The organism is Bacillus sp. SRI_025 (assembly GCF_057592095.1).
Window position 1 is genome coordinate 192,792 of sequence record NZ_JBYEGB010000004.1, and the last position, 26,020, is coordinate 218,811.

General features: G+C 38.3%; 28 protein-coding genes. 27 read left to right on the forward strand and 1 reads right to left on the reverse strand.

Translation table 11 applies throughout. From position 1 onward, the window contains the following. Window positions 1-49 precede the first annotated feature (49 nt). The 7 genes from AC20OE_RS13270 (at window position 50) to AC20OE_RS13300 (ending at window position 6,343) form a co-directional block, all read left to right on the forward strand. Window positions 50-1,279, forward strand: coding sequence for an endo-1,4-beta-xylanase (locus AC20OE_RS13270; protein WP_099663258.1), 1,230 nt, complete (start codon window positions 50-52; stop codon window positions 1,277-1,279). Window positions 1,280-1,303: 24 nt separating this feature from the next. Further along, entirely contained in the window at window positions 1,304-2,437 is a 1,134-nt protein-coding gene (locus tag AC20OE_RS13275) for a glycoside hydrolase 5 family protein (protein ID WP_059374828.1), read from the forward strand. A gap of 307 nt (window positions 2,438-2,744) precedes the next feature. After that, a complete protein-coding gene (locus AC20OE_RS13280; protein WP_059374830.1) occupies window positions 2,745-3,338 on the forward strand; it encodes a hypothetical protein in 594 nt (197 codons plus the stop codon). Next, window positions 3,331-3,624 (forward strand): winged helix-turn-helix domain-containing protein, encoded by a 294-nt coding sequence (locus AC20OE_RS13285; RefSeq protein WP_039178612.1) that lies wholly within the window; start codon window positions 3,331-3,333, stop codon window positions 3,622-3,624. Before AC20OE_RS13280 ends, AC20OE_RS13285 begins: the two co-directional genes overlap by 8 nt. Window positions 3,625-3,645: 21 nt before the next feature. Beyond that, window positions 3,646-4,539 (forward strand): ABC transporter ATP-binding protein, encoded by an 894-nt coding sequence (locus AC20OE_RS13290; RefSeq protein WP_059374832.1) that lies wholly within the window; start codon window positions 3,646-3,648, stop codon window positions 4,537-4,539. Between the two features lie 254 nt (window positions 4,540-4,793). Continuing rightward, on the forward strand, window positions 4,794-5,540 hold the full coding sequence (locus AC20OE_RS13295) for an ABC transporter permease (protein ID WP_059374841.1): 747 nt from the start codon (window positions 4,794-4,796) through the stop codon (window positions 5,538-5,540). Window positions 5,541-5,623: 83 nt separating this feature from the next. Continuing rightward, complete coding sequence (locus AC20OE_RS13300; protein WP_039178621.1) at window positions 5,624-6,343, forward strand: pentapeptide repeat-containing protein; 720 nt, start codon at window positions 5,624-5,626, stop codon at window positions 6,341-6,343. 155 nt (window positions 6,344-6,498) lie between these two features. Here AC20OE_RS13300 and AC20OE_RS13305 read toward each other — a convergent pair whose 3' ends face one another. Continuing rightward, window positions 6,499-6,624 (reverse strand): plantazolicin family TOMM peptide, encoded by a 126-nt coding sequence (locus tag AC20OE_RS13305; RefSeq protein WP_080701195.1) that lies wholly within the window; start codon window positions 6,622-6,624, stop codon window positions 6,499-6,501. Window positions 6,625-7,053: 429 nt separating this feature from the next. Here AC20OE_RS13305 and AC20OE_RS13310 point away from each other — a divergent pair, with 429 nt between their 5' ends. The 20 genes from AC20OE_RS13310 to AC20OE_RS13405 all read left to right on the forward strand — a co-directional run bounded on the left by AC20OE_RS13310 (window position 7,054) and on the right by AC20OE_RS13405 (window position 26,002). Beyond that, window positions 7,054-7,761: a Rossmann-fold NAD(P)-binding domain-containing protein gene (locus tag AC20OE_RS13310; protein WP_039178624.1), complete on the forward strand. Its 708-nt coding sequence runs from the start codon at window positions 7,054-7,056 to the stop codon at window positions 7,759-7,761. Window positions 7,762-7,774: 13 nt separating this feature from the next. After that, entirely contained in the window at window positions 7,775-8,755 is a 981-nt protein-coding gene (locus AC20OE_RS13315; RefSeq protein ID WP_059374837.1) for a TOMM precursor leader peptide-binding protein, read from the forward strand. Window positions 8,756-8,757: 2 nt separating this feature from the next. Then, window positions 8,758-10,104 (forward strand): YcaO-like family protein, encoded by a 1,347-nt coding sequence (locus tag AC20OE_RS13320; RefSeq protein WP_039178632.1) that lies wholly within the window; start codon window positions 8,758-8,760, stop codon window positions 10,102-10,104. A gap of 24 nt (window positions 10,105-10,128) precedes the next feature. Continuing rightward, window positions 10,129-10,938 (forward strand): SagB/ThcOx family dehydrogenase, encoded by an 810-nt coding sequence (locus tag AC20OE_RS13325; RefSeq protein ID WP_039178635.1) that lies wholly within the window; start codon window positions 10,129-10,131, stop codon window positions 10,936-10,938. Window positions 10,939-10,942: 4 nt separating this feature from the next. After that, window positions 10,943-11,617, forward strand: coding sequence for a CPBP family intramembrane glutamic endopeptidase (locus tag AC20OE_RS13330; protein ID WP_039178639.1), 675 nt, complete (start codon window positions 10,943-10,945; stop codon window positions 11,615-11,617). 25 nt (window positions 11,618-11,642) lie between these two features. Beyond that, window positions 11,643-12,449, forward strand: a complete 807-nt coding sequence (locus AC20OE_RS13335) for a class I SAM-dependent methyltransferase (protein ID WP_372555894.1) — start codon at window positions 11,643-11,645, stop codon at window positions 12,447-12,449. A gap of 522 nt (window positions 12,450-12,971) precedes the next feature. Beyond that, window positions 12,972-13,445: a ribosome maturation factor RimP gene (gene rimP, locus AC20OE_RS13340; RefSeq protein WP_003211398.1), complete on the forward strand. Its 474-nt coding sequence runs from the start codon at window positions 12,972-12,974 to the stop codon at window positions 13,443-13,445. 32 nt (window positions 13,446-13,477) lie between these two features. Next, the gene (nusA, locus tag AC20OE_RS13345; protein ID WP_024424140.1) at window positions 13,478-14,593 is read left to right on the forward strand and encodes a transcription termination factor NusA; all 1,116 of its coding nucleotides are present in this window, start codon (window positions 13,478-13,480) and stop codon (window positions 14,591-14,593) included. Between the two features lie 15 nt (window positions 14,594-14,608). Further along, a complete protein-coding gene (gene rnpM, locus AC20OE_RS13350; RefSeq protein WP_024424139.1) occupies window positions 14,609-14,893 on the forward strand; it encodes an RNase P modulator RnpM in 285 nt (94 codons plus the stop codon). After that, window positions 14,886-15,188 (forward strand): YlxQ family RNA-binding protein, encoded by a 303-nt coding sequence (locus tag AC20OE_RS13355; RefSeq protein ID WP_039178647.1) that lies wholly within the window; start codon window positions 14,886-14,888, stop codon window positions 15,186-15,188. Before rnpM ends, AC20OE_RS13355 begins: the two co-directional genes overlap by 8 nt. A gap of 19 nt (window positions 15,189-15,207) precedes the next feature. Beyond that, entirely contained in the window at window positions 15,208-17,328 is a 2,121-nt protein-coding gene (gene infB / locus AC20OE_RS13360) for a translation initiation factor IF-2 (protein ID WP_039178650.1), read from the forward strand. After that, a complete protein-coding gene (locus AC20OE_RS13365) occupies window positions 17,325-17,603 on the forward strand; it encodes a DUF503 domain-containing protein (RefSeq protein ID WP_024424137.1) in 279 nt (92 codons plus the stop codon). The genes infB and AC20OE_RS13365 overlap by 4 nt, the downstream gene beginning before the upstream one ends. Before the next feature lie 17 nt (window positions 17,604-17,620). Beyond that, window positions 17,621-17,971 (forward strand): 30S ribosome-binding factor RbfA, encoded by a 351-nt coding sequence (rbfA, locus tag AC20OE_RS13370; RefSeq protein WP_039178653.1) that lies wholly within the window; start codon window positions 17,621-17,623, stop codon window positions 17,969-17,971. Window positions 17,972-18,039: 68 nt separating this feature from the next. Continuing rightward, window positions 18,040-18,969: a tRNA pseudouridine(55) synthase TruB gene (gene truB, locus AC20OE_RS13375; protein WP_099663260.1), complete on the forward strand. Its 930-nt coding sequence runs from the start codon at window positions 18,040-18,042 to the stop codon at window positions 18,967-18,969. 17 nt (window positions 18,970-18,986) lie between these two features. After that, window positions 18,987-19,952 (forward strand): bifunctional riboflavin kinase/FAD synthetase, encoded by a 966-nt coding sequence (gene ribF / locus AC20OE_RS13380; protein ID WP_487268895.1) that lies wholly within the window; start codon window positions 18,987-18,989, stop codon window positions 19,950-19,952. Between the two features lie 140 nt (window positions 19,953-20,092). After that, entirely contained in the window at window positions 20,093-20,362 is a 270-nt protein-coding gene (gene rpsO, locus AC20OE_RS13385) for a 30S ribosomal protein S15 (RefSeq protein ID WP_008354438.1), read from the forward strand. Window positions 20,363-20,543: 181 nt separating this feature from the next. Further along, a complete protein-coding gene (pnp, locus tag AC20OE_RS13390) occupies window positions 20,544-22,661 on the forward strand; it encodes a polyribonucleotide nucleotidyltransferase (protein WP_024424134.1) in 2,118 nt (705 codons plus the stop codon). A 124-nt stretch (window positions 22,662-22,785) separates the two neighbouring features. Continuing rightward, window positions 22,786-23,739, forward strand: a complete 954-nt coding sequence (locus AC20OE_RS13395) for a polysaccharide deacetylase family protein (protein WP_039178663.1) — start codon at window positions 22,786-22,788, stop codon at window positions 23,737-23,739. A gap of 33 nt (window positions 23,740-23,772) precedes the next feature. Further along, window positions 23,773-25,002, forward strand: a complete 1,230-nt coding sequence (locus AC20OE_RS13400) for a M16 family metallopeptidase (RefSeq protein WP_099663261.1) — start codon at window positions 23,773-23,775, stop codon at window positions 25,000-25,002. 73 nt (window positions 25,003-25,075) lie between these two features. Next, a complete protein-coding gene (locus tag AC20OE_RS13405) occupies window positions 25,076-26,002 on the forward strand; it encodes an aminoglycoside phosphotransferase family protein (RefSeq protein ID WP_059376253.1) in 927 nt (308 codons plus the stop codon). Window positions 26,003-26,020: the final 18 nt, after the last annotated feature.

Genomic DNA, 26,020 nt, shown 5'->3' on the forward strand with positions numbered 1-26,020 from the left:
GTTTGAATAGAAAATATCAAGAATCCAATGAAGATAAGGGTGAGTTTATATGGTCAAAGAAAGAAGCTTTCTTCATCATTCATTCAATAGGGGCGAAAATGGGCAGGAAAATCTGTTGTGGAAAAAAGAGGCGGATGATCGAATCTCAGAGCATAGACAAAGAGATCTTGTGATCAACGTGACAAACGGTGAAAAAAAGCCAATAGCAGGTATAGAGGTTGAAATAAAGCAAATCAGACATGAATTCGCCTTTGGTTCAGCGATGAATGATCAAGTGTTATTTAATCAACAATATGCTGATTTTTTCGTGAAGCATTTTAATTGGGCTGTTTTTGAAAATGAGGCAAAATGGTATGCGAATGAGCCACAAAGAGGGAGAATCACCTACGAAAAAGCAGATGCGATGCTGAATTTTGCAGATCGACATCAGCTTCCAGTGAGGGGGCACGCTTTGTTTTGGGAGGTAGAGGATGCGAATCCAAGCTGGCTAAGGTCACTGCCGAATCACGAAGTATATGAAGCCATGAAAAACCGGCTTGAGCATGCGGGTAATCACTTTAAGGGGAAATTCCGTCATTGGGATGTAAACAATGAAATGATGCATGGTTCATTTTTTAAAGATCGCTTTGGGAAAAATATTTGGAAGTGGATGTATGAAGAAACGAAAAAAATTGACCCTCAAGCACTATTGTTTGTGAATGATTATAATGTGATCTCATATGGTGAACACCATGCCTATAAAGCGCATATCAATGAACTGCGTCAGTTAGGCGCACCTATTGAGGCGATTGGGGTTCAAGGCCATTTTGAAGAACGGGTCGATCCAGTCATTGTCAAAGAGAGACTCGATGTGCTTGCTGAGCTAGGTCTTCCAATATGGGTCACAGAGTACGATTCTGTTCACCCTGACCCTAATAGAAGAGCGGATAACCTGGAAGCTTTATATCGCGTCGCATTTAGTCATCCAGCCGTAAAAGGAGTGCTGATGTGGGGATTTTGGGCAGGTGCCCATTGGAGAGGGGAAAATGCAGCCATCGTGAATTATGATTGGTCTTTAAATGAAGCAGGAAGACGTTATGAAAAGCTTCTAAATGAGTGGACGACCCAAAGAGTTGAAAAAACAGATGATAATGGCCATGTGAGATGTCCAGCATTTCACGGAACATATGAGATTCGAATCGGTAAAGAAAGTAAAATGTTGAAACAGCAGACGATAGAACTTGATTCAAATGAACAAACACCGCTCCAACTAGATGTGATCCTACCTCAAGAAGGATAGAGATAGATTGTGAGGAGAATATAAATGAAAAAGTGGGCTCAAAGAGTGTCTTGCTTCATACTTGTGGCCGCTATTTGGTCCGGCTGGTTTTCGCTTACGATTAAAGCCGCCGCTTATGTGCAGACGTCTGGTACACAATTTACGCTGAACAATCAACCATTTTACTTCGCCGGCACAAATAATTACTATTTCCATTACAAATCTAAAAAAATGGTAGATGCTGTGTTCGATGATATGAAAGCAATGAATTTAAAGGTCATACGGATTTGGGGCTTTCACGACGGGGCCCCTCAAGAAAACTCAGTCTTACAATCTAGTCCAGGGGTCTATGAAGAATCGGGTTTTCAAAAACTAGATTATGCCATTTATAAAGCAGGCCAGGAAGGAATAAAGCTTGTCATCCCACTAGTGAATAATTGGGATGACTTTGGTGGTATGAATCAATATGTGAAGTGGTTCGGGGCAGGATCGCATGATGCCTTTTATACAGATCCTCGTATTCAAAAAGCTTACAAAAATTATGTCCGCTATGTATTAGAAAGAACCAATACGTATACAGGTGTTCAATATAAAGACGATCCAGCTATTATGACGTGGGAATTAGCCAACGAGCCGCGGATGCAGTCAGATCCAACAGGAAATGGACTAGTCAAATGGGCGGATGAAATGAGTACATGGATCAAATCACTGGATCGTCACCATCTTGTTGCAGTAGGAGATGAAGGATTCTTTCGTATACCAGGACATGAAGATTGGTTTTACGGAGGAGGGGAAGGCGTCGATTGGGACCGTCTAACATCTCTTCCTAATATCGATTATGGAACCTATCATTTGTACCCAGACCATTGGAACAAGTCTGCTGTCTGGGGAGTGAAATGGATCGAAGACCATATCACCCGCGGAAATTCAATCGGAAAACCAGTTGTGCTAGAAGAGTTTGGCTACCAAAATCAATCAGCTCGTCCCGACGTATATCAAAGCTGGCTGTCAGCGGTAGAGCGGCTCGGAGGTGCTGGCAGTCAATTTTGGATTTTAACAAGCATTCAGGACGATGACTCGCTCTATCCGGATTATGACGGATTCCGCATCATAAAAGGGAGCAGGGAGGCAGCACTTATCAGTGAACATGCGAAAAGAATGAATGAAAGAAACCGATGATAAATGCCTGCTGAAAAAAGCTGTGTATATAACTTACTTTACTTAGTATGTTCACTATCCAAGTAGAGAATGAGAGTACTATATTTAAATTTTTTGAAATATGAACCGGTTATGAGACCAACCAATGAACAAGGTTTTCAGAAAAAATCAACAAGCAGAAGGTATTTATGAGATTGCGTTGAGGAAGGAGGTGGTTATTTATTTTTAATCTTAATTCATAAAAAATGTATTTCCAATAACTTGACTAAATGGAAATTTAATTCTATACTCTGTAGTACAGAGTTCTTTGTGAAAGAGGAGTTTATTTATGTCTAATGAAAAAATTAATAATTCAGAAATATTAGAGAATTTATCTCATATCAAGACGATTACAAATTATAAAACAGAGTATTGTAAACAAACAAGTATTTATTTTATCATTTGGGGCCTTATTTGGATAATGGGATATTCAATCCCTTTACTTTTTGCTAATTCAATAACTACAGGTGTCTTTTGGCTTATTTTAGGCATTGCGGGCTGGGTTATCACTTTAACTACATATTTTAAACAAAAGAAAATGATACCGATGCCCTTGTTTTTAAGAACTCAATTGCAATACACATGGCTTGGTCTTGGAATTATTTTAGGTATCTTTATTTTTTTAATATGTGTTGGTTTATTACCATATACATTAAATAATTTACCCTTTTATATTGTTTTATTGGTTTCTATCATGTATTTACTCTTAGGTATTGTTTTGGCTAAAGAGATCTTTATTATGGGGTTCTGGTTAAGTGTTTTAGGTGTAACTACATTTTTATTATTTCCTAGTTTAATGAACATTATCTTCGCTTTTATTGGTGGAGGAAGTTTGTTATTAACTGGTGTGATTTTAAAAAGAAAAGGACAAGGAAATGAGTAATGTCAATAGTTTAAATGATTTAATCCATCCAAAAGTTCGGTTAGGTATTATGAGTTTATTAATGATTTATGAAAAATGTGATTTTAGCTTCTTAAAAAGTTCTTTATCTGTAACAGACGGTAATTTGGGCTCGCATTTAAAAAAATTAGAGGAAGCAGGCTACGTGCTAATTACAAAAACCTTTGTGGATAAAAAACCAAAAACAATAGTAAGTATAACGAATTTGGGAGAGCACGCCTACAAAGAATACTTGAGTGTTATTGAAGCCATTTTAAAAAATAAATGAGATGGAAGGAAAGGGTGCCGAATGTTGAAAATAGAAAACGTTAGTAAAAAATACGGAACTTCCCAAGCATTAAATAGTGTTACATTAACGATTCCAGAAGGAGTTTGTTATGGATTAATAGGTCCAAACGGGTCTGGTAAATCAACCTTGATGAAAATTATATCTCATATCATTAAATCATATGAAGGCAAAGTTGAGCATGTTGGTGAGTCTAAAAGTGCGCTCGGCTACATCCCGCAAGACATCAGCTTAGAGGAAAAATTAACAGCTAAAGTAAATATGGAGTTTTTTGGACAAATTTATGGTTTAAAGGGGAAAACATTAGATGAAAGAGTAGAACAAACACTAAAAGATGTAGGATTGTGGGAAAGAGCAAATGATATAGTTGAAAGCTTTTCAGGAGGAATGAAACGTCGTTTGAATATTGGCTGCGCTTTAATGCACGCTCCTCAGTTAATTCTTTTAGATGAACCGACAGTGGGGGTAGATCCTCAATCAAGACGTTATATTTTCGACATCATTAACAAATTGAAGGAAGAGGGAAGAACTATTATCTATGTTAGTCATTATATGGAGGAAATAGAGAGTTTATGTGATTATGTGGCTTTCATTGATAAAGGGAAAATTGTTGAAGAAGGAAAAATAGGTGAGCTTTTGAATCGTTACGCAGAAACATCTGTCTTTTTTGAATCTAAGATTCCTAGTAAAACATTAACTACTCTCGGGTATGATTTTGTAACCTATCAAGGTGGAGTGTTGGTTAAAACAGCAAAACCATTAGATACATTAGAAGAATTGGCTAAACTAAGTAAAAAGGAATCGCTGGTTCCCCAACAATTATCTTTGTACAGACCGAGACTTGAAGATGTTTTTTTTCAATTAACAGGAACAGATTTACGTGATCAATTACAATAAAAATGTCTTTATGAATGAAAACCACTCTCGTATTCAATTACTTATAAGAGTGACTGATGTAGAAAGAGCATCAAAATCTAAAGAACAGAATTAATTTGTGTGTACCGTAAAATTTAAAATCATAAGTAATTAGTCGAAATTTTTTGGCTAATTATAATTCATCACATCTGCAAATGGTAAAATTAATAAAAAATGTGATTATTTAAGAGTGATAGATGAAAGGGAATCAAATTAATATAACGGGAGTGATTTTTATGTGGCCACTAGTCCGCATCGAATCTATAAAACAGGTGAAAGACCGATCATTGTTGTTCTGGACCATTTTATTACCAGTTGCTTCAATTATTCTTTTAATAGAATTATTCACAACAGGTAGTTCTCAAGCGCAAAAAACATTGGTTGCTTCTCAATCAGTGACAGGGATGAGCGTGTTTTTCTCCACATTTGTCATTATTTCAATTGTCATTAGTTTTGTAAAAGATCGTGAGAAAGGGATTGTGGCAAGGCTAGCAAGTACTCCTTTACAGCCGCATCATTTTTTTCTTGGAAAGTGCGTTCCGTTTTTTATCATCATTTTATTTCAAGTTTTGCTGTTAACCATTTTAGGGGTTTATTTATATGGTATTGAAATAACACAATACAGCTCGTATTTCTTAGTAGTGGTTCTATTATCAATGCAAGTGACTTCATGGGGAGTTGCCATCGCCGCATTTGCTAAAACTGAGAATACAGGCTTAGTAATGACAAACATGATTGCTTTAGGGACAGCAGTTGCTTGTGGTTTATGGACTCCATTTGATCAATTACCTAGTTATCTCAAAATAATTGGTATGCTCTTCCCGCAGTATTGGGCACATCAAGGCTTAGTGCAATCAGTATCAACACTACCCGGGGGAGAGAATTTAATCTTAGTAACAGTAGTTCTTATAGGCTATACACTGTTAGGGTTTATTCTTTCGTTGGTTGGCTACAAAAAATATATAAAAAGAGCCAGAGGCTAGGCTCTAAAAATTTCAGTTAAAAGTTGATTTTAATCATTTATCTAAATTTCAAGTATGCCGGCTGTAAAAAAGGGAGTGAGGCAATGTTAAGTGAAGAGTTAGTACTGTATGTTGAAAGTTTTTTTCGGCCATATAAAAAAGACAAAACATATGAAGAAAAGAAAAAAGAATTATTAGAGCTGCTTGGCGACATTAAATTAAAACTCGAAAATGATGGATTAAAAGAGGCAGAAGTTCAGGATATGCTTATTGAAAAGCTGAAATCAGGCGAAATAAGCACTGATAATCATACATTAGTAATTGATGATCATAACCGCGTAGTGCATGTGAAAAAAATATTTGTTAATGCTGATTTAGATTGGTTAACATTTATAAATGTTAAATATAAGTTGTGCGATTTTAAGGGGCTGTCGATTGAACAAAAAGTGATGAGTCATTCAGAGTTTAATGGGTGCTATCTAAAAAAAGTGAATATTAGCGATTCTGAAATTTCCTCATCTACCTTTGAAAAGAGTGATTTGAATCAATCTCATTTTGAACATTGTGAGATAAAGAATTCCTCTTTATATGGCTGTCATTTACCCAACGTTAGTATTGATGAATCATCTTTAATAAATGTTTCATTTGAAAATTGTTATTTTAAAAATATTTCTTTTGAGAATTCTAAATTAATAAATGTGAATTTTAAATCATGTACGATTAAAAAATTAAATTTTATTGGAGTGACAATGGATAAAATGACTTATCATATTTTAGAAGGAGAAGGGGCAAATTTAAGTGGTGTGGAAGTAATCGATATGTAATACAGCAGGGGCTATTGAGAAAATCTCAATAGCCTTTTATTTTGTTTTATTCACTATTTCTTGCTTAAACAAAAGATGCCCACACACCTAGCTAAGTCTGCTTCGCTAGGTGGCGAGCGATATTTTCAATGATATGTCGAAAAAACTAAAGTTGATTAGAAAGTTGAAGAACTTGAGATGATTGTTGTGCAAGTGCAGCGCGCAGCCATTGGTTCGAATAAATGTTGACCTTCCCCATGTACCTTAGCAGCCAAAGCAGTTGGGATTGTAATTTTAGTCATCTTTAGACCTCCTTATTTAAAATTTATCAACATAGATATGTAGTTGATATATTACATATGATGGTTCATAAGTCTTTATTTGTCAATGTATAAGTTTGAAAGTTTTATGTTTTCTGAAAAGTACGTTGATAAGACCAGGAGAGTGTGGTTTAATATGACTATGGAAAATAATACTATATTTAAAATTTTATGTATTTAAAGGATTTATATGGTCTCAATGTTGTTTTTTGTTGGAAGGGTGACGTTTATTTGGGTTGAATATTTTGGATATTTAGATATTAAGTTAAGTAAATGTGTGAAAATATTGAGATTACTAGTTATAAAGAACTCTAATAGAAGAATGAAATTTCTTTTATAAGTTGATTACCTTAGATTTCAACCTTTTTATTCCATTGGTGAGTCAAGAAAGAGAAAAGAGGGGGGCTGTTTATGAGTATTCATTATGTCGGGATTAGAGAACCAATAAAAGCCTATTTAGAGAAGATGAAAGTTGAGTATGAAGACTATCCTGTTCAAATAATTGATTTGGGTGGAGCTGTTAGTTATGACAAAGAATACTTTATAAATAATACTGATTTTCAAACGGAAACGATTATTTTATCTAATAGAAGGCATACTGTCGAGGATGAACTAGGTTCTCTTGAAAGTGAATTATTGAAAATCTATCAGAATAGCATACTTTATAGGACATCACCGCTTGATATTAATATAGAACTTTATAGAGGATGGGCAGGTGCTACTGGTAAATTAATAACTGCATTTTCTCCCGAGGGAGTTAATTGGATCAATACAAAAGATGTTGTAAAGGCATGTTTGATCCCTAAACAGGATGTTAGGAATCGCGCTGGAAAGGCATATGATTTAACAGGACCAGAGTTAGTAAGTATGAGTAGGCTGAAGGATATTTTTGAAGAGGATTTAAACATGAAAATTGAATTGTATTGTAAAAGTAAAGAAGAGGTCATATCAATTTTGTCCCAGAACAATATGCCTTTAGACGTATTAGAATGGTTAGCCGAATTTCAAGAAGCTTCTTCTTCAAAACATTTACAGCCATTTACGAACACGCTGGAACAAATAATTGGTCATCCCCCAAATCGGGCACAATTATCTAAAATACAAATTAATTACTCTTAAGGAGGAATAATATATGTTTGTCAAAGACCAAGAAATGACGAGGTATAAATTAGCACCACACATTACGCTAGGTAAACTAGAAGACAGTTTGATTGGTTTAAAAGCACAAACTATCACCAAAATTGAAGGTGACGGAATTATTGAATTTATTCAAGAAATTTCTGATTATCTTACGGAAGATAATGGGGTTTCAATTAAAGAGCTTAAGGAGAATTTCGAAGTAGAGAGTGATCAATTAAAACATGTCCTCGAATTTTTAGTTGCGAACGGAATGTGTGTTAAGACGGATATGACCTTTGATTTAACTGCGCTTTTGTCTTATGAAAGAGCCGGTGGACAAGTATTGGTTGAAGATATACTAGATCGTTTAAAAACAGGGATTGTTGAAGTTATTACGCGAGATCATAACCCAGTTGCTGCTGAATTCATTCGTTATTTGCAAGAGGCGGGGCTACAAGTAGTGCTTAAAGGAGAATTAAATAAGCAGCCAGATATCAGGGTTGCTATTGGCAACTCTCATTTAGACCCGATTTTTGAAGAAATAAATGATCTGGCATTAGAAGACCACATCCCTTGGTTAAGCATTGTGCCATATGATGGACAGACATCGTGGGTAGGTCCATTTTTCTTGCCCCATCAATCAGCTTGTTTACATTGCTATAACCTTCGAAAATCAGCAAACTTTTCTGACGAAGTATTGCGATCAGACTTAATGAAAATAAAACCTATAAATCCTGAAAAGAAACCGGTTTATCATATGCCGATTAATTTAGTTCAAATCGGAATTGCAAGTAATTTAATTTTAGAATGGCTCACACTAAAAGATTACGCACCAAGTGCAACACCAGGTGGATTTACAACAATTAATTTAGATGATAAAGGTGTTTCATTTAATCATCATCGTGTTTATCGAGTTCCTAGATGCCCAAAGTGTTCCCCAGCTGCAGATACAGGTTTTCCTCAAGTTTGGTTTCATGGTGAGGTGAATAATTAATTATGGCTAATCAATGGACAACGTTAGAAGAGTCATGGGAAATACTCGACCAATTGGCAGATCCTTATGTTGGGATAGTCCGTAGAGAGTATAGAAAACTCAGAGATGTTGATGATATATGGGGTCATTCATATGGAGCGCATGGTACAGACAGTAATATTTTATTCGGGGTCCCATCGAATTCTTATAATGGGGGAGGATCTGCTAATCCAGCTGCAGCTAGATTAGCAGCAATAGGTGAAACGGTGGAAAGATATAGTGCCGCTTATTTACCTTTAAACTCTGATGTTGTATGTTTTGGTACTCAAAAGGACTTAGTCAATGAAGGCAAATCAGTAATTGGTTTTGATAAGTGGGAGATGTATGCTGTCACTCAATATGAAGATCCGAATTTTCCTCATGATAGATGGAATGAAGATACAAAATTATGGTGGAGAAAAGGTCATATTGCTGAAAATAATGAAGAAGTTTGGACGCCTGCTCAATTAATTCATATTGCAAACTATACTGAGTGGCCAGGAGACCCCAATATTGGTCATGCAACTAGTAATGGCCTAGCTTGTGGTATTACATATCAAGAAGCGGCAATCTCAGGTTTATTTGAAACAATTGAAAGAGATGCATTTATGCTTACTTGGTACAATAAGTTAAGTTTACCCAAGATTGATATTAATACTTCCCCTAGATTAAAACATTTCTATGAAAGATATATTAAACCTACTTCTCTTGATTTGCATTTAGTAGACATGAGCATTTTTTCTGGTGTTCCTACTATTTTGGCAGTAATAAGAAATCCTCATACAGATTTAGCTCCATTTGCTATTGGCGCTGCCTCGGCTCATTCAATTGAAAGAGCATGTGAGAAAGCTGCAATAGAGGGAATGTATACAAGAACTTGGGTGAAAACAGAACAACGATTAGGGAACGCCTTAGTGGATGTAGATTATTATCGTGATATTAACAGTTTTGAAGATCATATTAAACTATATGCGGGAACAGCTATTGTGAAAGAAGCTGATTTTTTAACAGCGAGTGAGAAATTAGTGGACGTTAAAAACTATGCACCGTTTGATGATCGTTCTCCAGACATTTTATGGACTAACCTTGTCAGTCATTTATCAAACCAAGGATATCATGTGGCAACTTTTGATTTAACCAGCCCTGACATAAAAGATGCTGGTGCCTATGTCGTAAAATCAATTATTCCTGGATATAAACCGATTGACGTTCTTTATAGAGGTAGAATGTTGGGCGGAGAACGAATTTTAAAACATTCTTATCATTTAGGTTTAGTAGATAAACCTTTTAAGTTAGAAGAACTGAATCCAATTCCGCATCCATTTCCTTAATATCGTAGAAAGGTGATTAAATATATGAATAGTATTGAAAGACATGCTACTAATTTGGCTGATGTTGTGTATGGAAACGAAGCATTACGGTTTGATGATCCTTCTGAAAATTGGTTTGAGGCAACAAAAATCTATAGAGGCTCAATGGCATGGGACGCACCTGGTGTTGCAGGGCTGCTTCGATCTCAAACTTTGCAAAAGATTGCTACACATGCAAGTAAAAGGTTTGATGATCTACCTTTAATTTCACTACCTAAACCATTAAATACAAATATTTCTTTAGACGATGTCATTAAGGGACGAAGAAGTGCAGATTATTTTAGCGGGGGGAGTGTTTCATTAGAACAACTCTCAACAGTTTTACAGAAGAGTTATGGATTGGTAGAACGTAAAGAAGGACCTAGACGCCCTATACCCTCTGGCGGGGCACTTTATCCTCTAGATCTATTTATTGTAGCAAGCAAAGTCGATTCTTTAGACAAAGGTGTTTATCATTTCGATCCGTATAGAAAAGGATTGACTAAAATGGGTGATTACTCTGAAAAAGAATTTGAGAAAATAATGCTACAAGAAGAATCCGTTCAAGATTTTGCATTTGCTGTAGTCATTTCAGCTAATTTTTGGCGTTCTCGATTTAAATATGGACATCGTTCTTATCGCTTCGTTTTTATGGAGGCAGGACATGTCATGCAAAATATGATTTTGCTATCTACTGCACAGAAGATTAATAGTCGACCATTCGGAGGGTTTATCGATGATGAGTTAATGGAACTGATTGGTGGATTTAATGGAGTAGATGATGCCCCAATTTATACATTGATTGCGGGTACTTAAATAGATGATTTCAATGGTAGCAGCTTTAGGGATCCTCATTCACTTTTTGGGTCCCTTAAGCTCAAAAATGGTTATCAAAATCAAAAGAGATAAACCAATATCCGTTCGAAAGTTCATAACATATATCACTCCTCAGAGGAGCTATGATGGATTCACGATTATTGGAGCTTCTATATGCTGTGGAGCATTTTCTCAAGAGCTCTTAGCTGAAATTTCTCATAAACAAAATGTGTATGGTATTTTATTCTTCTTTTTATTAGGTATCCTATTACCGTCAGTTATATGGAAATTAAAAAAGAAAGTTGTTGCATTTAGAGGCAGATATGTTGTCAATGTTGATTCAATCTTTTTTCTTCCATTAACTGCTCTATCAGAAGAATTAATTTGGCGGTTCTTTCTTCCGTTATTATTACTAACAAATTTTGTGGAATCTGCAGCGGTATCTTTCTGTATCAGTTCAATAGGATTTATCTTGCTGCATATACCAATAGGCGGTGTTAAGTCTATTGCTTATATGTCGCTTTTTACATTAATCACAGTTATTTCATACTTAACATTCGGTATTTTAGCAGCGATAGCATTTCATATTTCACATAATCTGTTCATTCATTTTTTTCAACCTCGCAAAATAAAGAACTTCAAAACGAAACCTCCCGTATTATCTGAAACTGATTGGTGAGGCTTTAATAAAGGTGGTAAACCCTGTGATAATACAAGAAAAGATGAAAGAGCTTAAAGAAAAAAGAGCTCTGGCTCAGTCATGGTTTTTGGATCCAGAAAAAAGAAAAATAAGTTCAAATTATGATAATCGAGAAACACCATTTACTCGATGTCTATCAGCTGAAACTTTAATTTCTTATTATCAACTAATATTCAAAAAAACACCTGCTTCTATTTTAGATATAGGATGTGGACAAGGGCAGATGCTTGAGTATGTATCTAAGCAATTACCTCTAGCTGATTTGACTGGAATTGATTCATCTGAAGAAGCCATACATTGTGCAAAAAAATTAAATATAAAAGCTAATTTTATTTGTACGGATATCAAAAATTTTTCATCACATGCGAAAAGTTATGATGTGATTTTGATACATCTGTGTTTTGGTCTATTTGAAGATCCTTTAGCATTATTAGAACAGTTACTTCCTTATTTATCAAATGAATCGATTATTTATATAGTTGATTTAAATCGAGATAGTATAGAAAGTGGATTGAGTTCAGTTCAGAACAAAGAAGAAGAGCTGTATTTATATGATCAATATCACGCCTCATTGACATTATCTGAGTTCGAGCAGTTACTCACCTATATGACCAAAACTAGAAAGGATATGACGTATAAGATTGGTACTTCTATAATTGGAGGATTTAGCCCATTTAGTATGGAATTTTTATCGTTAATAGGAAATGAAAATTTACAACAAACGTTAAGACAGGTTCCAGGTGAATATAACAGTTCAGCACAGAATGCGCCTTTACTTTTACATGCATGGCTTATTAAACAGTCTGGATAAATAACGCCATATAAACATGGTTCTTTCTTTCGTGTGAAGGTTATCCGTTCACTGCAACACTCTTTTCTTCTATATGAATAACCATTCTGTATCATACAAAATGCTTTTTCGAAATAGAAATGACTTAGTGTAGATGTTACTTTCTTTCATAGGGAGCTCTGTTCTTCGCTCATTGCTTACACCTGCAGTATGACCAGCCCGTTCTGTTCAGAGTGGTTTCCATTCATATATAAAGGAAGAGAGAGGTATTAATCGTAGTGAACATGCTGTAGTAACTGATGAACGAGTACCTATTATAAGGAGGAACTTCATTTGCATAAAAAAATTGGATATGGTATAGTTTTTATGGAAATGCTAACGATTACCGAGACAAGAGTGGGGAAACCCGCTCTTTTGTATTGAACAGGCAATTTTTGTCTCGACATTATTCATCCGTTTTCTGCTCCCCCTGCTCACATAAAGCAGGGTTTTTATGCAGAATGATTGATAAGAGCGTTTATCGAAAGCACAAGGAGGAAGAGAATGAGCAAAAAAGTAGTGGATGTCGTAAGCGAAATGGTGCAGCCAATTTTAGATGGCTTACAGCTTGAACTCGTTGATGTTGAATTTGTCAAAGAGGGTCAAAACTGGTTCCTTCGCGTGTTTATTGACTCTGATAAAGGTGTCGATATCGAAGAGTGTGCCAAAGTGAGCGAAGCCTTGAGCGAAAAGCTTGATGAGGCAGATCCGATTAGCCAAAACTACTTTCTTGAAGTGTCCTCTCCTGGAGCGGAGCGCCCATTAAAGAAAAAAGCTGATTTTGAAAAAGCACTTGGAAAAAATGTTTTCATGAAAACATATGAACCAATTGATGGTGAAAAAGCATTTGAAGGTGAGCTTACAAGCTTTGATGGTGAGATTGCAACAGTGACAGTGAAGATCAAGACAAGAAAGAAAGAGATCAATATTCCATACGAAAAAATAGCTAACGCAAGATTAGCAGTTTCGTTCAATTAACCTTTTCATTGATATAAGGGGGAACCATAAAAATGAGTAGTGAGTTGTTAGATGCCCTGACTGTTCTTGAGAAAGAGAAGGGTATTAGTAAAGAAATTATAATTGAAGCGATAGAAGCTGCACTCATTTCTGCATATAAGCGTAATTTTAATCAAGCACAAAATGTTCGTGTTGATTTAAACCGCGAAACGGGAACGATTCGTGTGTTCGCAAGAAAAGATGTTGTAGATGAAGTGTATGATTCTCGCCTTGAAATCTCTGTAGATGATGCAGCCAATATTAACCCGAATTACATGGTGGGTGACGTCGTTGAGATTGAAGTCACACCAAAAGACTTCGGGCGCATTGCAGCTCAGACAGCGAAACAAGTTGTGACGCAGCGAGTAAGAGAAGCAGAGCGTGGTGTGATCTACACTGAGTTTATCGACCGCGAGGAAGACATTATGACGGGAATCGTTCAGCGAATTGACAGTAAATTCATTTACGTGTCACTTGGCAAAATCGAAGCCCTTCTTCCTGTCAATGAACAAATGCCAAATGAAGAATACAAACCTCATGACCGCATTAAAGTGTTCATTACAAAAGTAGAAAAAACAACAAAAGGACCACAAATTTATGTGTCTAGAACACATCCAGGTCTTTTAAAGCGTTTATTTGAAATTGAAGTACCAGAAATTTATGATGGTACTGTAGAGCTTAAATCGGTTGCTAGAGAAGCTGGAGACCGTTCTAAAATATCTGTTCGTACAGATGATCCTGATGTTGATCCAGTTGGCTCCTGTGTTGGACCAAAAGGCCAGCGTGTACAAGCAATTGTCAATGAGCTAAAAGGCGAAAAAATTGACATTGTCCATTGGTCTAATGACCCGGTTGAATTTGTTGCCAATGCGCTGAGTCCATCAAAAGTACTTGATGTCATTGTGAATGAAGAAGACAAGGCGACAACAGTCATTGTCCCTGATTATCAGCTATCATTAGCGATTGGTAAAAGAGGTCAAAATGCTCGTCTTGCAGCGAAGCTGACCAGCTGGAAAATTGACATTAAAAGCGAAACAGATGCAAGGGAACTCGGTATTTTCCCAAGAACTGAAGACTCTGAATCTCTTTTCTTAGAGGCTGAACCAGTAGCTGAGGAATCTGACGAATAAGAGGTGATATAAAAGGTGAAAAGCCGAAAAAAAATCCCGCTTAGAAAATGCGTCGTGACGGGAGAAATGAAACCAAAGAAAGAACTGATCCGTGTTGTTCGTTCGAAAGAAGGAGAAGTGTCTGTTGACGCTACCGGAAAAATGAACGGACGCGGGGCTTACCTTTCTCTCGATAAAGAAACCATTCTTGCGGCAAAGAACAAACGCAGTTTACAGCAGCAATTTCAGACACAGATTGACGAACACATATTTGAAGAATTACTAGAACTAGCTGAAAAGGTGAAAAAACCTAATGAATGAATCTGAATGGTATCCTTTGCTTGGTCTAGCAAATCGAGCTCGTAAAGTCGTGTCAGGAGAAGATCTGGTGATCAAAGAAATTAGACATGCGCGTGCTAAGCTGGTTCTTCTTGCAGCAGATGCCTCACCTAACACAGAAAAAAAGGTATCTGACAAATGCAAATTTTATAATGTTCCGGTTAGAAAAGTTGAAGACCGTTCCGTTCTCGGACGTTCTATCGGGAAAGAAGCTCGCGTAGTTGTCGCTGTCACTGACCAAGGCTTCGCTAAGAAGCTCATAAGCTTGCTCGATTAATTTATTTGGGGGTGAACGAATGGCTAAAGTGAGAGTATATGAATACGCAAAAGCCATAGATGTTTCAAGTAAAGATATTATAGCAGCGCTTAAGGATATGAACGTGGAAGTGAACAACCACATGGCGACGCTTGAAGACGACACTGTGAAAAAGCTAGACGCTATCTATAAAAAAGCCAAAGCAAAAGAGACAACTAACGAGAAACCCGCAGAACAAAAAAAACAATCATCTAACAAAAACAATGATAGAAAGAAGAATGACGTGCAGAATAATCAATTTAATAAAAACAAAAAAAACAACAACCAAAATAAAAACAAAAATAAACGTGGTGGAAATAACAAACCGCAGCATCAGCAAGCTAGACCTGTGAAGCCTAAAAAAGAGCTTCCTGAAAAAATTGAATTTACAAATTCAATGACCGTCGGCCAGCTGGCTGATGAGCTTGGAAAAGAAACAGCTGAAATCATCAAAAAGCTGATGATGCTTGGTGTCATGGCAACGATCAACCAAGAACTTGACAAAGATACAGTTGAATTAATCGCTTCTGAATATGGTGTTCCAGTAGAGGAAGTCATTATTTTAGAAGAAACTGAACTTGAAAAGTATGAAGTTGAAGATAAAGAAGAAGATATGCAAGTACGCCCTCCAGTTGTAACGATCATGGGACACGTTGACCACGGGAAAACAACTCTTCTTGACAGCATTCGTAAGACAAAAGTCGTCGAAGGCGAAGCAGGTGGAATTACGCAGCATATCGGTGCATACCAAATCGAAGAAAACGGCAAAAAAATTACGTTCCTTGATACACCTGGACACGCAGCATTTACAACGATGCGTGCACGTGGTGCCGAAGTAACCGATACGACAATTCTGGTTGTTGCAGCAGATGATGGTGTCATGCCGCAAACAATTGAAGCGATTAACCATGCGAAAGCGGCAGAAGTGCCAATCATTGTCGCTGTCAATAAAATTGACAAACCAACAGCAAACCCTGACCGCGTGATGCAGGAATTAACTGAGCATGGTCTTGTACCAGAAGCTTGGGGCGGGGAAACGATCTTCGTGCCACTATCTGCAAAAACAGGTGAAGGCATTGACGAATTGATCGAAATGATCCTTCTTGTCAGCGAAGTAGCAGAATTGAAAGCCAACCCAAATCGTGCGGCAAAAGGGACTGTTATCGAGGCTGAGCTTGATAAAGGAAGAGGTTCTGTTGCAACCCTTCTTGTTCAAACAGGTACCCTTCAAGTAGGTGACCCAATCGTTGTCGGAAATACATTTGGCCGTGTACGTGCAATGGTCAATGATATCGGCCGCCGCGTGAAAACAGCAGGACCATCTACACCTGTTGAAATCACTGGTTTAAACGATGTACCGAATGCAGGGGATCAGTTCCTCGTATTCAAAGATGAAAAAACAGCTCGTCAAGTTGGTGAGGCGCGTGCTTCTAAACAGCTGGACGAACAGCGTTCAGACAAAGCAAAATTATCTCTAGACGACCTATTTGAGCAAATCAAACAAGGTGACGTAAAAGATATCAACTTGATCGTGAAAGCAGACGTACAAGGCTCTGCTGAAGCATTAACGGCAGCTCTACAAAAAATTGAAGTCGAAGGCGTAAAAGTGAAAATCATCCATACGGGTGTTGGAGCGATTACAGAATCAGACATCATTTTAGCAAGTGCTTCTAATGCCATCGTAATCGGCTTTAACGTACGCCCTGATGGAAATGCGAAGAGCACAGCTGAAACAGAAAACGTAGATATCCGCTTGCACCGCATTATCTATAAAGTCATCGATGAAATTGAAGCTGCGATGAAAGGGATGCTTGACCCTGAATATGAAGAAAAAGTCATCGGTCAAGTTGAAGTTCGTCAAACGTTTAAAGTATCTAAAATCGGTACAATTGCTGGCGGCTATGTGACTGAAGGAACGATTACAAGAGATAGCGGAATCCGCTTAATCCGTGACGGCGTCGTTATTTTCGAAGGCGAAGTTGACGTATTAAAACGATTTAAAGATGATGTGAAAGAAGTTTCACAAGGCTATGAATGTGGTATTACCATTAAGAAATACAATGATATCCGTGAAGGTGATGTTATGGAATCATTCGTTATGCAAGAAATCGAAAGAAAATGATCGGTTATACCGAATGTGAGTGCATGATCTATGATGCATCCTCACTGAAGGAAAAACGTGCGGTTCTTCAGCGTATATTGACAAGAACGCGTCATAAATTCAATGTAACCATTGCTGAAATGGATTACCAGGATACATGGCAGCGTACATCAATTGGAATCGCCGTGATTTCCTCATCTCGGGTTCAAGTGGAAAAGGAACTTCAGCGTGTATTAAGCTTTATCGATTCTTTTCCAGAAATTGAACGAACGATCACGAAAACTGAGTGGTTTTAATTAGAGGTGATAAGATCATGAGTATGAGAGCAACCCGTGTGGGTGAGCAAATGAAAAAAGAATTGGGCGACATTCTAGGCAGAAAGCTAAAAGATCCAAGAATCGGCTTTTTGACTGTAACCGATGTCGAAGTATCCGGTGATTTACAAATTGCCAAAGTCTACATTTCTGTTCTTGGCGACGAGAAGAAAAGAGAGGAAACCTTAAAAGGCCTTGCAAAGGCTAAAGGGTACATCCGCTCTGAAATTGGCAATCGAATCAGACTTCGCAAAACACCAGAACTTCATTTTGAATTCGACGAATCCGTAGATTACGGAAACAGAATTGAAAGCCTGATTGCTGAATTAAACACAAAAGATCAAGAATAAGACGTTGAAATAAGGATAGGCGATGATCGTCTGTCCTTTTTCATCGTTTATGAAAGGAGAGAACGCAGATGATAAATGGTGTTCTTTTATTACATAAAGAAAGAGGTATGACCTCCCACGACTGTGTGTTTAAGGTAAGAAAAATTTTGTACACAAAAAAAGTCGGACATACAGGCACCCTCGACCCAGAGGTTTCAGGTGTTCTGCCTATTTGTATCGGAAGAGCAACGAAGATTGTAGAATACTTAACAGATAAATCGAAAACATATGATGCAGAAATCACGATTGGTTTTTCTACAACAACAGAAGACCAAACAGGTGAGATCGTAGAAGAAAAAAAAGTGGAAAAACCGATCTCAGAAAAAGACATTGATGCGGCGCTGAAGCAGTTTGAAGGAACCATTGAACAAATTCCTCCCATGTTTTCTGCTGTGAAAATTGGCGGGAAAAAGCTCTATGAATATGCTAGAGAAGGCATTGAAATTGAGCGGCCGGCCCGTAAAATTACTATTCATCGTATCGAGCGGACTACACCTGTCACATATGAGGATGGCAGCGTGTCATTTAGATTCACCGTACTATGCTCAAAGGGAACATATGTGAGAACATTAGCGGTTGATATCGGGAAGAAACTAGGGTTTCCAGCCCACATGTCACACCTCATTCGCACAGGGTCTGGTGATTTTACACTTGATAAATGTATCACGCTGGATGAGCTGCGAGAGATAAGCGAGGAAGGAACTGTAGATGAGCACCTTGTCCCGATCGAGCGTGCGCTCAATCATTTGCCGAAATGGGAGATAAATGATACATTAGCAAGTAAAGTGGAAAACGGTGCAGTCCTGCCAATGCCTGATGAATTTGCTCATTTCGCAGAGGAGGATCGTGTCGCTGTTTTTGCTCCTTCAGGTCGTTGTCTGGCGATATATATGAAGCACCCGACCAAACCGAACCTGATGAAGCCGGCGAAGATCTTATCTCAGGACAAGCAATCTTAAAGAAAAGGTGACATCTCGTGAAGACTATACATATTTCACACCCACATACATTGAATCAAAAGGATCAAGTCCCATCTGTCATGGCTTTAGGGTACTTTGACGGTGTTCACCTCGGGCATCAAAAAGTCATTGATGAAGCAAGAAGCATTGCGAAAAAAGAAGGATTGGCCTTAGCGGTCATGACCTTTCATCCGCATCCTTCACATGTTTTGCAAAAGGCACGGGAACCAAAAGACTTAATTACACCGCTTGAGGATAAAATTGATTTTATCAAGCAGCTGGGCGCTGACTATTTATACATCGTACAATTCAGCGAGAGCTTTGCAGCTCTATCTCCTCAAGAGTTTGTGGATCAATATTTGGATGAATTGAATGTGAAGCACGCAGTAGCGGGGTTTGATTTTACGTTTGGCCGTTTTGGTGCAGGCACAATGGAAACGTTTGATGAATATGGAAAAGGCCGTATCATGGCAACCATCGTCCCTAAGCTGTCCAATCAAGACCGAAAAGTCAGCTCCACTCTCATCCGTTCCGCATTAAAAAATGGGGATGTTGAATATGTGAGCGAGCTTTTAGGAAAACCTTATCAGCTTCGCGGCATTGTCATCCATGGAGACAAACGCGGACGGACGATCGGATTTCCGACAGCTAATGTCGGCTTATCTGCTGAATACATTATTCCGCCAACAGGAGTATATGCTGTAAGAGCAGAAGTGAAAGGCAAAGTATATGACGGCGTTTGTAATGTTGGGTATAAACCAACGTTTTATGAAAAGCGACCTGATCAGCCTGCCATTGAAGTAAACCTCTTTGATTTCAACGAAGAAATATATGGCCAGCCGATTAAATTACAATGGTTCAAGCGCATTCGCAGTGAACGTAAATTTAACGGAATTCAGGAGCTGACGGCTCAAATTAGTCAAGATAAAGAAGAAGCGATTCAGTTTTTTCAAGATCAACACAAGCAAACAAAAAAAATATAGAAAAACTGCTCTATCATTTGCAAATTTAGCATATTTTTAGTATGATAATTCCTGTAGCTTTAAAACCACTTACTTGGCAGGCCGACTTCACCGACGGTTGCGAGGTAGATGGGGCTAACATGATTTGGAGGTGAAACAGGATGGCAATTACTCAAGAGCGTAAAACGCAATTAATTAATGAGTTCAAAACACACGAATCTGATACTGGATCTCCAGAAGTTCAGATCGCTGTCCTAACAGAATCAATTAACAACTTGAACGAGCATTTACGTACTCATAAGAAAGATCACCACTCACGTCGCGGTCTTTTGAAAATGGTAGGTAGACGTCGTAATCTTCTTACGTATCTACGTAATAAAGACGTAACTCGTTACCGTGAGTTAATTAACAAACTAGGCTTACGTCGATAATCGTAAAAAGCGGGAGGATTCCCGCTTTTTTATCGTATAATCACTAATATTTTATGGTTAAAATGTTGAAAGAATGGCAAAAACCCTTCTACATACAGCTTTCACATTGATATGTGAAAATCATTTTGTTCATAATAAGAACTAACTAAAACTTTACGATAAGAGAGGAGTTTATCTCAGAATGGGACAAGAGAAACATGTCTTCACCATAGACTGGGCTGGACGTCAACTGACAGTTGAAACTGGCCAGCTTGCAAAGCAAGCAAACGGAGCGGTCCTCGTACGCTACGGAGATACGGCTGTGCTTAGCTCAGCAACAGCTTCTAAAGAACCAAAACCACTTGATTTCTTCCCGCTCACTGTGAACTACGAAGAAAGACTATACGCAGTAGGTAAAATTCCTGGCGGCTTCATTAAAAGAGAAGGCCGCCCAAGTGAAAAGGCGATCCTTGCGAGCCGCTTAATTGACAGACCAATTCGTCCGCTGTTTGCAGATGGATTTAGAAACGAAGTACAAGTTATTAGTATCGTCATGAGTGTGGATCAAGATTGCTCATCTGAAATGGCTGCAATGTTTGGCTCATCTTTAGCTTTATGTGTGTCTGACATTCCATTTGAGGGACCAATCGCCGGCGTTACAGTAGGACGAGTGGATGGAAAGCTGATCATTAACCCAAATGTGGAGCAGCTTGAGCAAAGTGACATCAATCTTGTAGTTGCTGGAACAAAAGATGCGATCAACATGGTAGAAGCTGGTGCTGATGAAGTACCGGAAGAAACAATGCTTGAAGCGATCATGTACGGTCACCAAGAAATCAAACGCTTAATTGAATTCCAAGAAGAAATTGTGAAGGCAGTCGGTAAAGAAAAAATCGATATTCCTTTATATGAAGTAGATCAAACGTTAGCAGACGAAGTAAAAGCCCTTGCTGAAGCAGACCTGCTGAAAGCGATTCAAGTACATGAGAAGCATGCGCGTGAGGATGCAATCAGTGCTGTGAAAAAAGCTGTAGTCGAGAAGTTTGAAGCAGAAGAACGTGACGAAGCAACGATTAAACAAGCAAAAGATGTATTAAACAAGCTTGTCAAAAACGAAGTTCGCCGTCTGATCACTGAAGAGAAAGTACGTCCAGATGGACGCGGTGTAGATCAAATCCGCCCACTTTCTTCAGAAGTAGGACTCCTGCCAAGAACGCACGGTTCAGGCTTATTTACAAGAGGACAAACACAGGCGCTTAGTATTTGTACATTAGGTGCACTTGGCGATGTGCAAATTCTTGATGGTCTAGGTGTTGAAGAATCAAAACGCTTCATGCATCATTACAATTTCCCGCAGTTCAGTGTTGGTGAGACAGGCCCAATGCGTGGTCCAGGCCGCCGTGAGATCGGACATGGCGCACTAGGTGAACGTGCACTAGAACCGGTGATTCCATCCGAAAAAGATTTCCCTTATACGGTTCGCCTTGTTTCAGAGGTATTAGAATCAAACGGGTCTACATCACAAGCAAGTATTTGCGCAAGCACACTTGCGATGATGGATGCGGGTGTTCCAATTAAAGCACCAGTTGCAGGGATTGCAATGGGACTTGTAAAATCAGGGGAATACTACACAGTGCTGACAGACATTCAAGGAATGGAAGATGCACTTGGAGATATGGACTTTAAAGTTGCAGGTACATCAAAAGGTGTCACAGCACTTCAAATGGACATCAAAATTGATGGTCTATCAAAAGACATCTTAGAAGAGGCTCTTCAACAAGCGAAAAAAGGAAGAATGGAAATCCTAGACAGCATGTTGTCAACGATTCCTGCTTCTAGAGGAGAATTGTCTCGTTATGCACCAAAAATCTTAACGATGACAATCAATCCGGATAAAATTCGCGATGTCATTGGACCAAGCGGTAAACAAATCAATAAAATCATTGAAGATACCGGTGTAAAAATCGATATTGAACAAGATGGTACAATCTTTATTTCTTCTACAGAAGAAGATATGAACCAAAAAGCGAAGAAAATCATTGAAGATCTTGTGAGAGAAGTTGAAGTAGGACAGCTTTACCTAGGTAAAGTCAAACGCATTGAAAAATTCGGTGCCTTCCTTGAAATCTTCAGCGGAAAAGATGGACTTGTTCATATTTCTGAGCTTGCGCTTGAGCGTGTTGGCAAAGTAGAAGATGTTGTGAAACTTGGCGATGAATTACTTGTCAAAGTCACTGAAATCGATAAACAAGGCCGTGTGAACCTTTCTCGGAAAGCTGTTTTACGTGAAGAAAAGGAAAAAGAAGAAAAGCAGTCTTAATGAGATCAAATAAAATGTGTTAGAAGCCAGGTATCCGTGCCAGGCTTCTTTCTTTTCTTGCGCTAACAATAGTTCTAGCTTGTTTCTCCCCATCATAATTTGTGGTAAAGGGGAGGGACAACCATTGAAAAAAACGTTACCATTCATTGTGTTTGTATTTTTACTGCTCGTGTCATATCAAACAATGAAGCAGCCGGCTGCTGTTACATATATTGAATCAATGAAAGAGCATGCCGAGGTAGCATCTGTTTCCAAAGATATTTTATATCAGGAGATCGAATCGAAGTCTTCTGACTATGAAGTAAAGGCGCAAAATGCTAAGATTGATAAAGTGTGGAAAAAGATACCTGGCTTAAATGGACAGACAGTTGATATCGATGCCTCTTATGAAAAAATGAAGAAACAGGGGTCATTCGATGAAAAGCTGCTTGTTTTGAATGAAACAAAACCATCTATTCATTTACATGAACTTGGTGCAGAGCCCATTTATAAAGGCCATCCAGATAAAAAAATGAATGCATTCCTCATCAACGTAGCTTGGGGTGACGAGCATTTAATCAACATGTTAAAGACGCTGGAAAAGCACCAAGTCAAGGCGACTTTTTTCTTAGAAGGCAAATGGGTGAAAAAAAGCACAGAACTTGCTAAAAAAATCGTGGCAGATGGTCATGAAATTGGAAATCATTCATACAATCACCCAGATATGCGCACACTGACAAGAGAACGAGCATTAGAGCAGATAACGAAAACAAATCGCCAAATTGAAGAATCCCTTGGGAAGAAACCAAAATGGTTTGCACCTCCAAGCGGCAGCTTTAAAGAAGAAACAGTTAAGCTTGCCAAACAAGAAGGCATGGAAACCATTATGTGGACAGTAGACACCATCGACTGGCAAAAACCATCACCGGCTATTTTACAAAAGCGGGTGCTTGGGAAAATACACAATGGGGCGATGATATTAATGCATCCAACAGATGCAACGGCGAAAAGTCTTGACGCACTTATCACTCAAATCAAGGAAAGAGGATATGAATTAGGGACGGTTTCTGACCTCCTAAGTGAAAAAAGACATCCGTGATGCGATCTGTTTGTTGAATAGGAGGAGCAAAACTTGGTCAAAACGTATACTTGCCAAAACGGAGTAAGAATTGTACTCGAAAACAATCCCACTGTAAGGTCTGTCGCAATTGGCGTCTGGATTGGAACAGGCTCTAGACATGAGACACCTGAAATTAATGGGATCTCACATTTTTTAGAGCATATGTTCTTTAAAGGGACAAAGACAAGATCTGCACGTGATATCGCAGAATCCTTTGACCGCATCGGTGGTCAAGTGAATGCCTTTACATCAAAAGAATACACTTGTTACTATGCAAAGGTGCTTGATTCACATGCTGACTACGCCCTCGATGTATTAAGCGACATGTTCTTTCACTCTGCTTTTGATGAAGAAGAGCTGAAAAAAGAAAAAAATGTGGTGTACGAAGAAATTAAAATGTATGAGGATACACCTGATGACATCGTTCATGATTTATTAAGCAAAGCCATTTATGGTGAACATTCATTAGGATATCCGATTTTAGGAACAGAGGAAACACTTTCTACCTTTAACGGTGACTCACTTAGAAAATATATGGATGAGTTCTACACGCCGGACCGTGTCGTGATCTCTGTTGCAGGGAACGTAGATGAGACTTTTATTCGTGAGGTTGAAAAGCTATTCGGCTCTTATGAAGGAAAAGGCAAAAAGCAGCCTGTCGAAGCTCCAGCATTTCATTATGACAAGCTCACACGCAAAAAGGAAACGGAACAAGCTCACCTATGCCTGGGCTTTAATGGCCTTCCAGCGGGAGATAAAGGCATCTATGACTTAATCGTCTTAAATAATGTTCTTGGTGGAAGCATGAGCAGCCGATTATTCCAAGATGTAAGAGAGGACAAAGGACTTGCTTATTCCGTCTTTAGCTATCACAGTTCATTTGCAGATAATGGAATGCTGACGATTTATGGCGGAACTGGAGCGAAGCAGTTAAACCTGCTCTCTGAGACCATCTTACAAACATTAGACGTCTTAAAGCGTGAGGGAATCACACAGAAAGAATTAGAGAACTCTAAAGAGCAAATGAAAGGCAACCTTATGCTGAGTCTTGAAAGCACAAACAGCAAAATGAGCCGAAACGGTAAAAACGAACTGCTCCTTGGCAAACATCGGACACTCGATGAAATTATTGACGAAATCAACAGCGTCACATTAGACGGCGTGAATAACTTATCAAAACGCATCTTTACAGAAGATTATGCGCTCTCGCTTATTAGTCCGACGGGTGATCAGCCATCATAATGTAAACAACACGGCAGACTCAAAAAAGTCTGCCGTTTTTATTGTAGGTAAAGAAGAAAGGGGTTCTGCTTTCATGGAACTTGAAAAACTGAAACAGCTGTCTCCACTTCTGACACAAACTATTTCCTTCCAACGAATGACATCTGGTTTTTCGGGAGATCGTACCTTTTTGGTTACAATATCATCTAGTGAAAAGATGGTGCTTAAGTTATCGGACATTCAAACGTATTCCCGCTTTAAAAGAAAAGCATCAGTGCAGCGGAAGTTTAAAGATCGAGGGATTCTTTGTTCTGAATTGATTGAGATTGGAATAAGTGCTGAACTAAACTGTACCTATCGTATTTTCTCCTATATTGAAGGCGAGATTGGTAGAGATTCCATCCATCTACTCACGAATGAAGAGCAGTATGAGATCGGGAGGCGGGCAGGTAGAGAGCTAAGTTTGATGCATGCATGTCATGCACCTTCTCATGTTCGTCCATGGAATGAGAAGGTCATGGCAAAACATGAACGGTATGTACATGCTTATCAATCAAGTGGCTTGTCGTTTCCCAATGATCAGTTTGTATTAGATTTTATCAAGTCGCATGCTGATGAGGTAAAAGAGAGACCTAACCAGTTCCAGCATGATGATTTTCATTTAGGGAATATCATCATACAAGGTAATCAGTATGCCGGTGTGATTGATTTCGATCAATCCGACTGGGGAGATCCGGTTCATGATTTTTATAAATTGTCCTTATTTAGTCGAGAAAGCAGCATTCCGTTTTCAGTTGGACAATTGGATGAATACCTAAGTAAGCAGTCCACAAATAATTTTTGGATTCTTTTTTCCATCTATACAGCAATGAGCTGCTTTTCCTCTATTGTCTGGACACTTTCCTATGATCCGGGACATGTAAAAGACATGTTAAACCGAGTGGAGAGAATGCTGACAGATCATAATTACTTTCATCAACTTAAGCCTATTTGGTATACCAACTCGCATCACATAACTTGAAAAGAGCAGGACGGTCTA

Coding starts and splice junctions, on each gene's coding strand:
- AC20OE_RS13270 (WP_099663258.1), top strand. CDS start 50: ATGGTCAAAGAAAGAAGCTTTCTTCATCATTCATTCAATAGGGGCGAA.
- AC20OE_RS13275 (WP_059374828.1), top strand. CDS start 1,304: ATGAAAAAGTGGGCTCAAAGAGTGTCTTGCTTCATACTTGTGGCCGCT.
- AC20OE_RS13280 (WP_059374830.1), top strand. CDS start 2,745: ATGTCTAATGAAAAAATTAATAATTCAGAAATATTAGAGAATTTATCT.
- AC20OE_RS13285 (WP_039178612.1), top strand. CDS start 3,331: ATGAGTAATGTCAATAGTTTAAATGATTTAATCCATCCAAAAGTTCGG.
- AC20OE_RS13290 (WP_059374832.1), top strand. CDS start 3,646: ATGTTGAAAATAGAAAACGTTAGTAAAAAATACGGAACTTCCCAAGCA.
- AC20OE_RS13295 (WP_059374841.1), top strand. CDS start 4,794: ATGTGGCCACTAGTCCGCATCGAATCTATAAAACAGGTGAAAGACCGA.
- AC20OE_RS13300 (WP_039178621.1), top strand. CDS start 5,624: ATGTTAAGTGAAGAGTTAGTACTGTATGTTGAAAGTTTTTTTCGGCCA.
- AC20OE_RS13305 (WP_080701195.1), bottom strand. CDS start 6,624: ATGACTAAAATTACAATCCCAACTGCTTTGGCTGCTAAGGTACATGGG.
- AC20OE_RS13310 (WP_039178624.1), top strand. CDS start 7,054: ATGAGTATTCATTATGTCGGGATTAGAGAACCAATAAAAGCCTATTTA.
- AC20OE_RS13315 (WP_059374837.1), top strand. CDS start 7,775: ATGTTTGTCAAAGACCAAGAAATGACGAGGTATAAATTAGCACCACAC.
- AC20OE_RS13320 (WP_039178632.1), top strand. CDS start 8,758: ATGGCTAATCAATGGACAACGTTAGAAGAGTCATGGGAAATACTCGAC.
- AC20OE_RS13325 (WP_039178635.1), top strand. CDS start 10,129: ATGAATAGTATTGAAAGACATGCTACTAATTTGGCTGATGTTGTGTAT.
- AC20OE_RS13330 (WP_039178639.1), top strand. CDS start 10,943: ATGATTTCAATGGTAGCAGCTTTAGGGATCCTCATTCACTTTTTGGGT.
- rimP (WP_003211398.1), top strand. CDS start 12,972: ATGAGCAAAAAAGTAGTGGATGTCGTAAGCGAAATGGTGCAGCCAATT.
- nusA (WP_024424140.1), top strand. CDS start 13,478: ATGAGTAGTGAGTTGTTAGATGCCCTGACTGTTCTTGAGAAAGAGAAG.
- AC20OE_RS13355 (WP_039178647.1), top strand. CDS start 14,886: ATGAATGAATCTGAATGGTATCCTTTGCTTGGTCTAGCAAATCGAGCT.
- infB (WP_039178650.1), top strand. CDS start 15,208: ATGGCTAAAGTGAGAGTATATGAATACGCAAAAGCCATAGATGTTTCA.
- AC20OE_RS13365 (WP_024424137.1), top strand. CDS start 17,325: ATGATCGGTTATACCGAATGTGAGTGCATGATCTATGATGCATCCTCA.
- rbfA (WP_039178653.1), top strand. CDS start 17,621: ATGAGTATGAGAGCAACCCGTGTGGGTGAGCAAATGAAAAAAGAATTG.
- truB (WP_099663260.1), top strand. CDS start 18,040: ATGATAAATGGTGTTCTTTTATTACATAAAGAAAGAGGTATGACCTCC.
- rpsO (WP_008354438.1), top strand. CDS start 20,093: ATGGCAATTACTCAAGAGCGTAAAACGCAATTAATTAATGAGTTCAAA.
- pnp (WP_024424134.1), top strand. CDS start 20,544: ATGGGACAAGAGAAACATGTCTTCACCATAGACTGGGCTGGACGTCAA.
- AC20OE_RS13405 (WP_059376253.1), top strand. CDS start 25,076: ATGGAACTTGAAAAACTGAAACAGCTGTCTCCACTTCTGACACAAACT.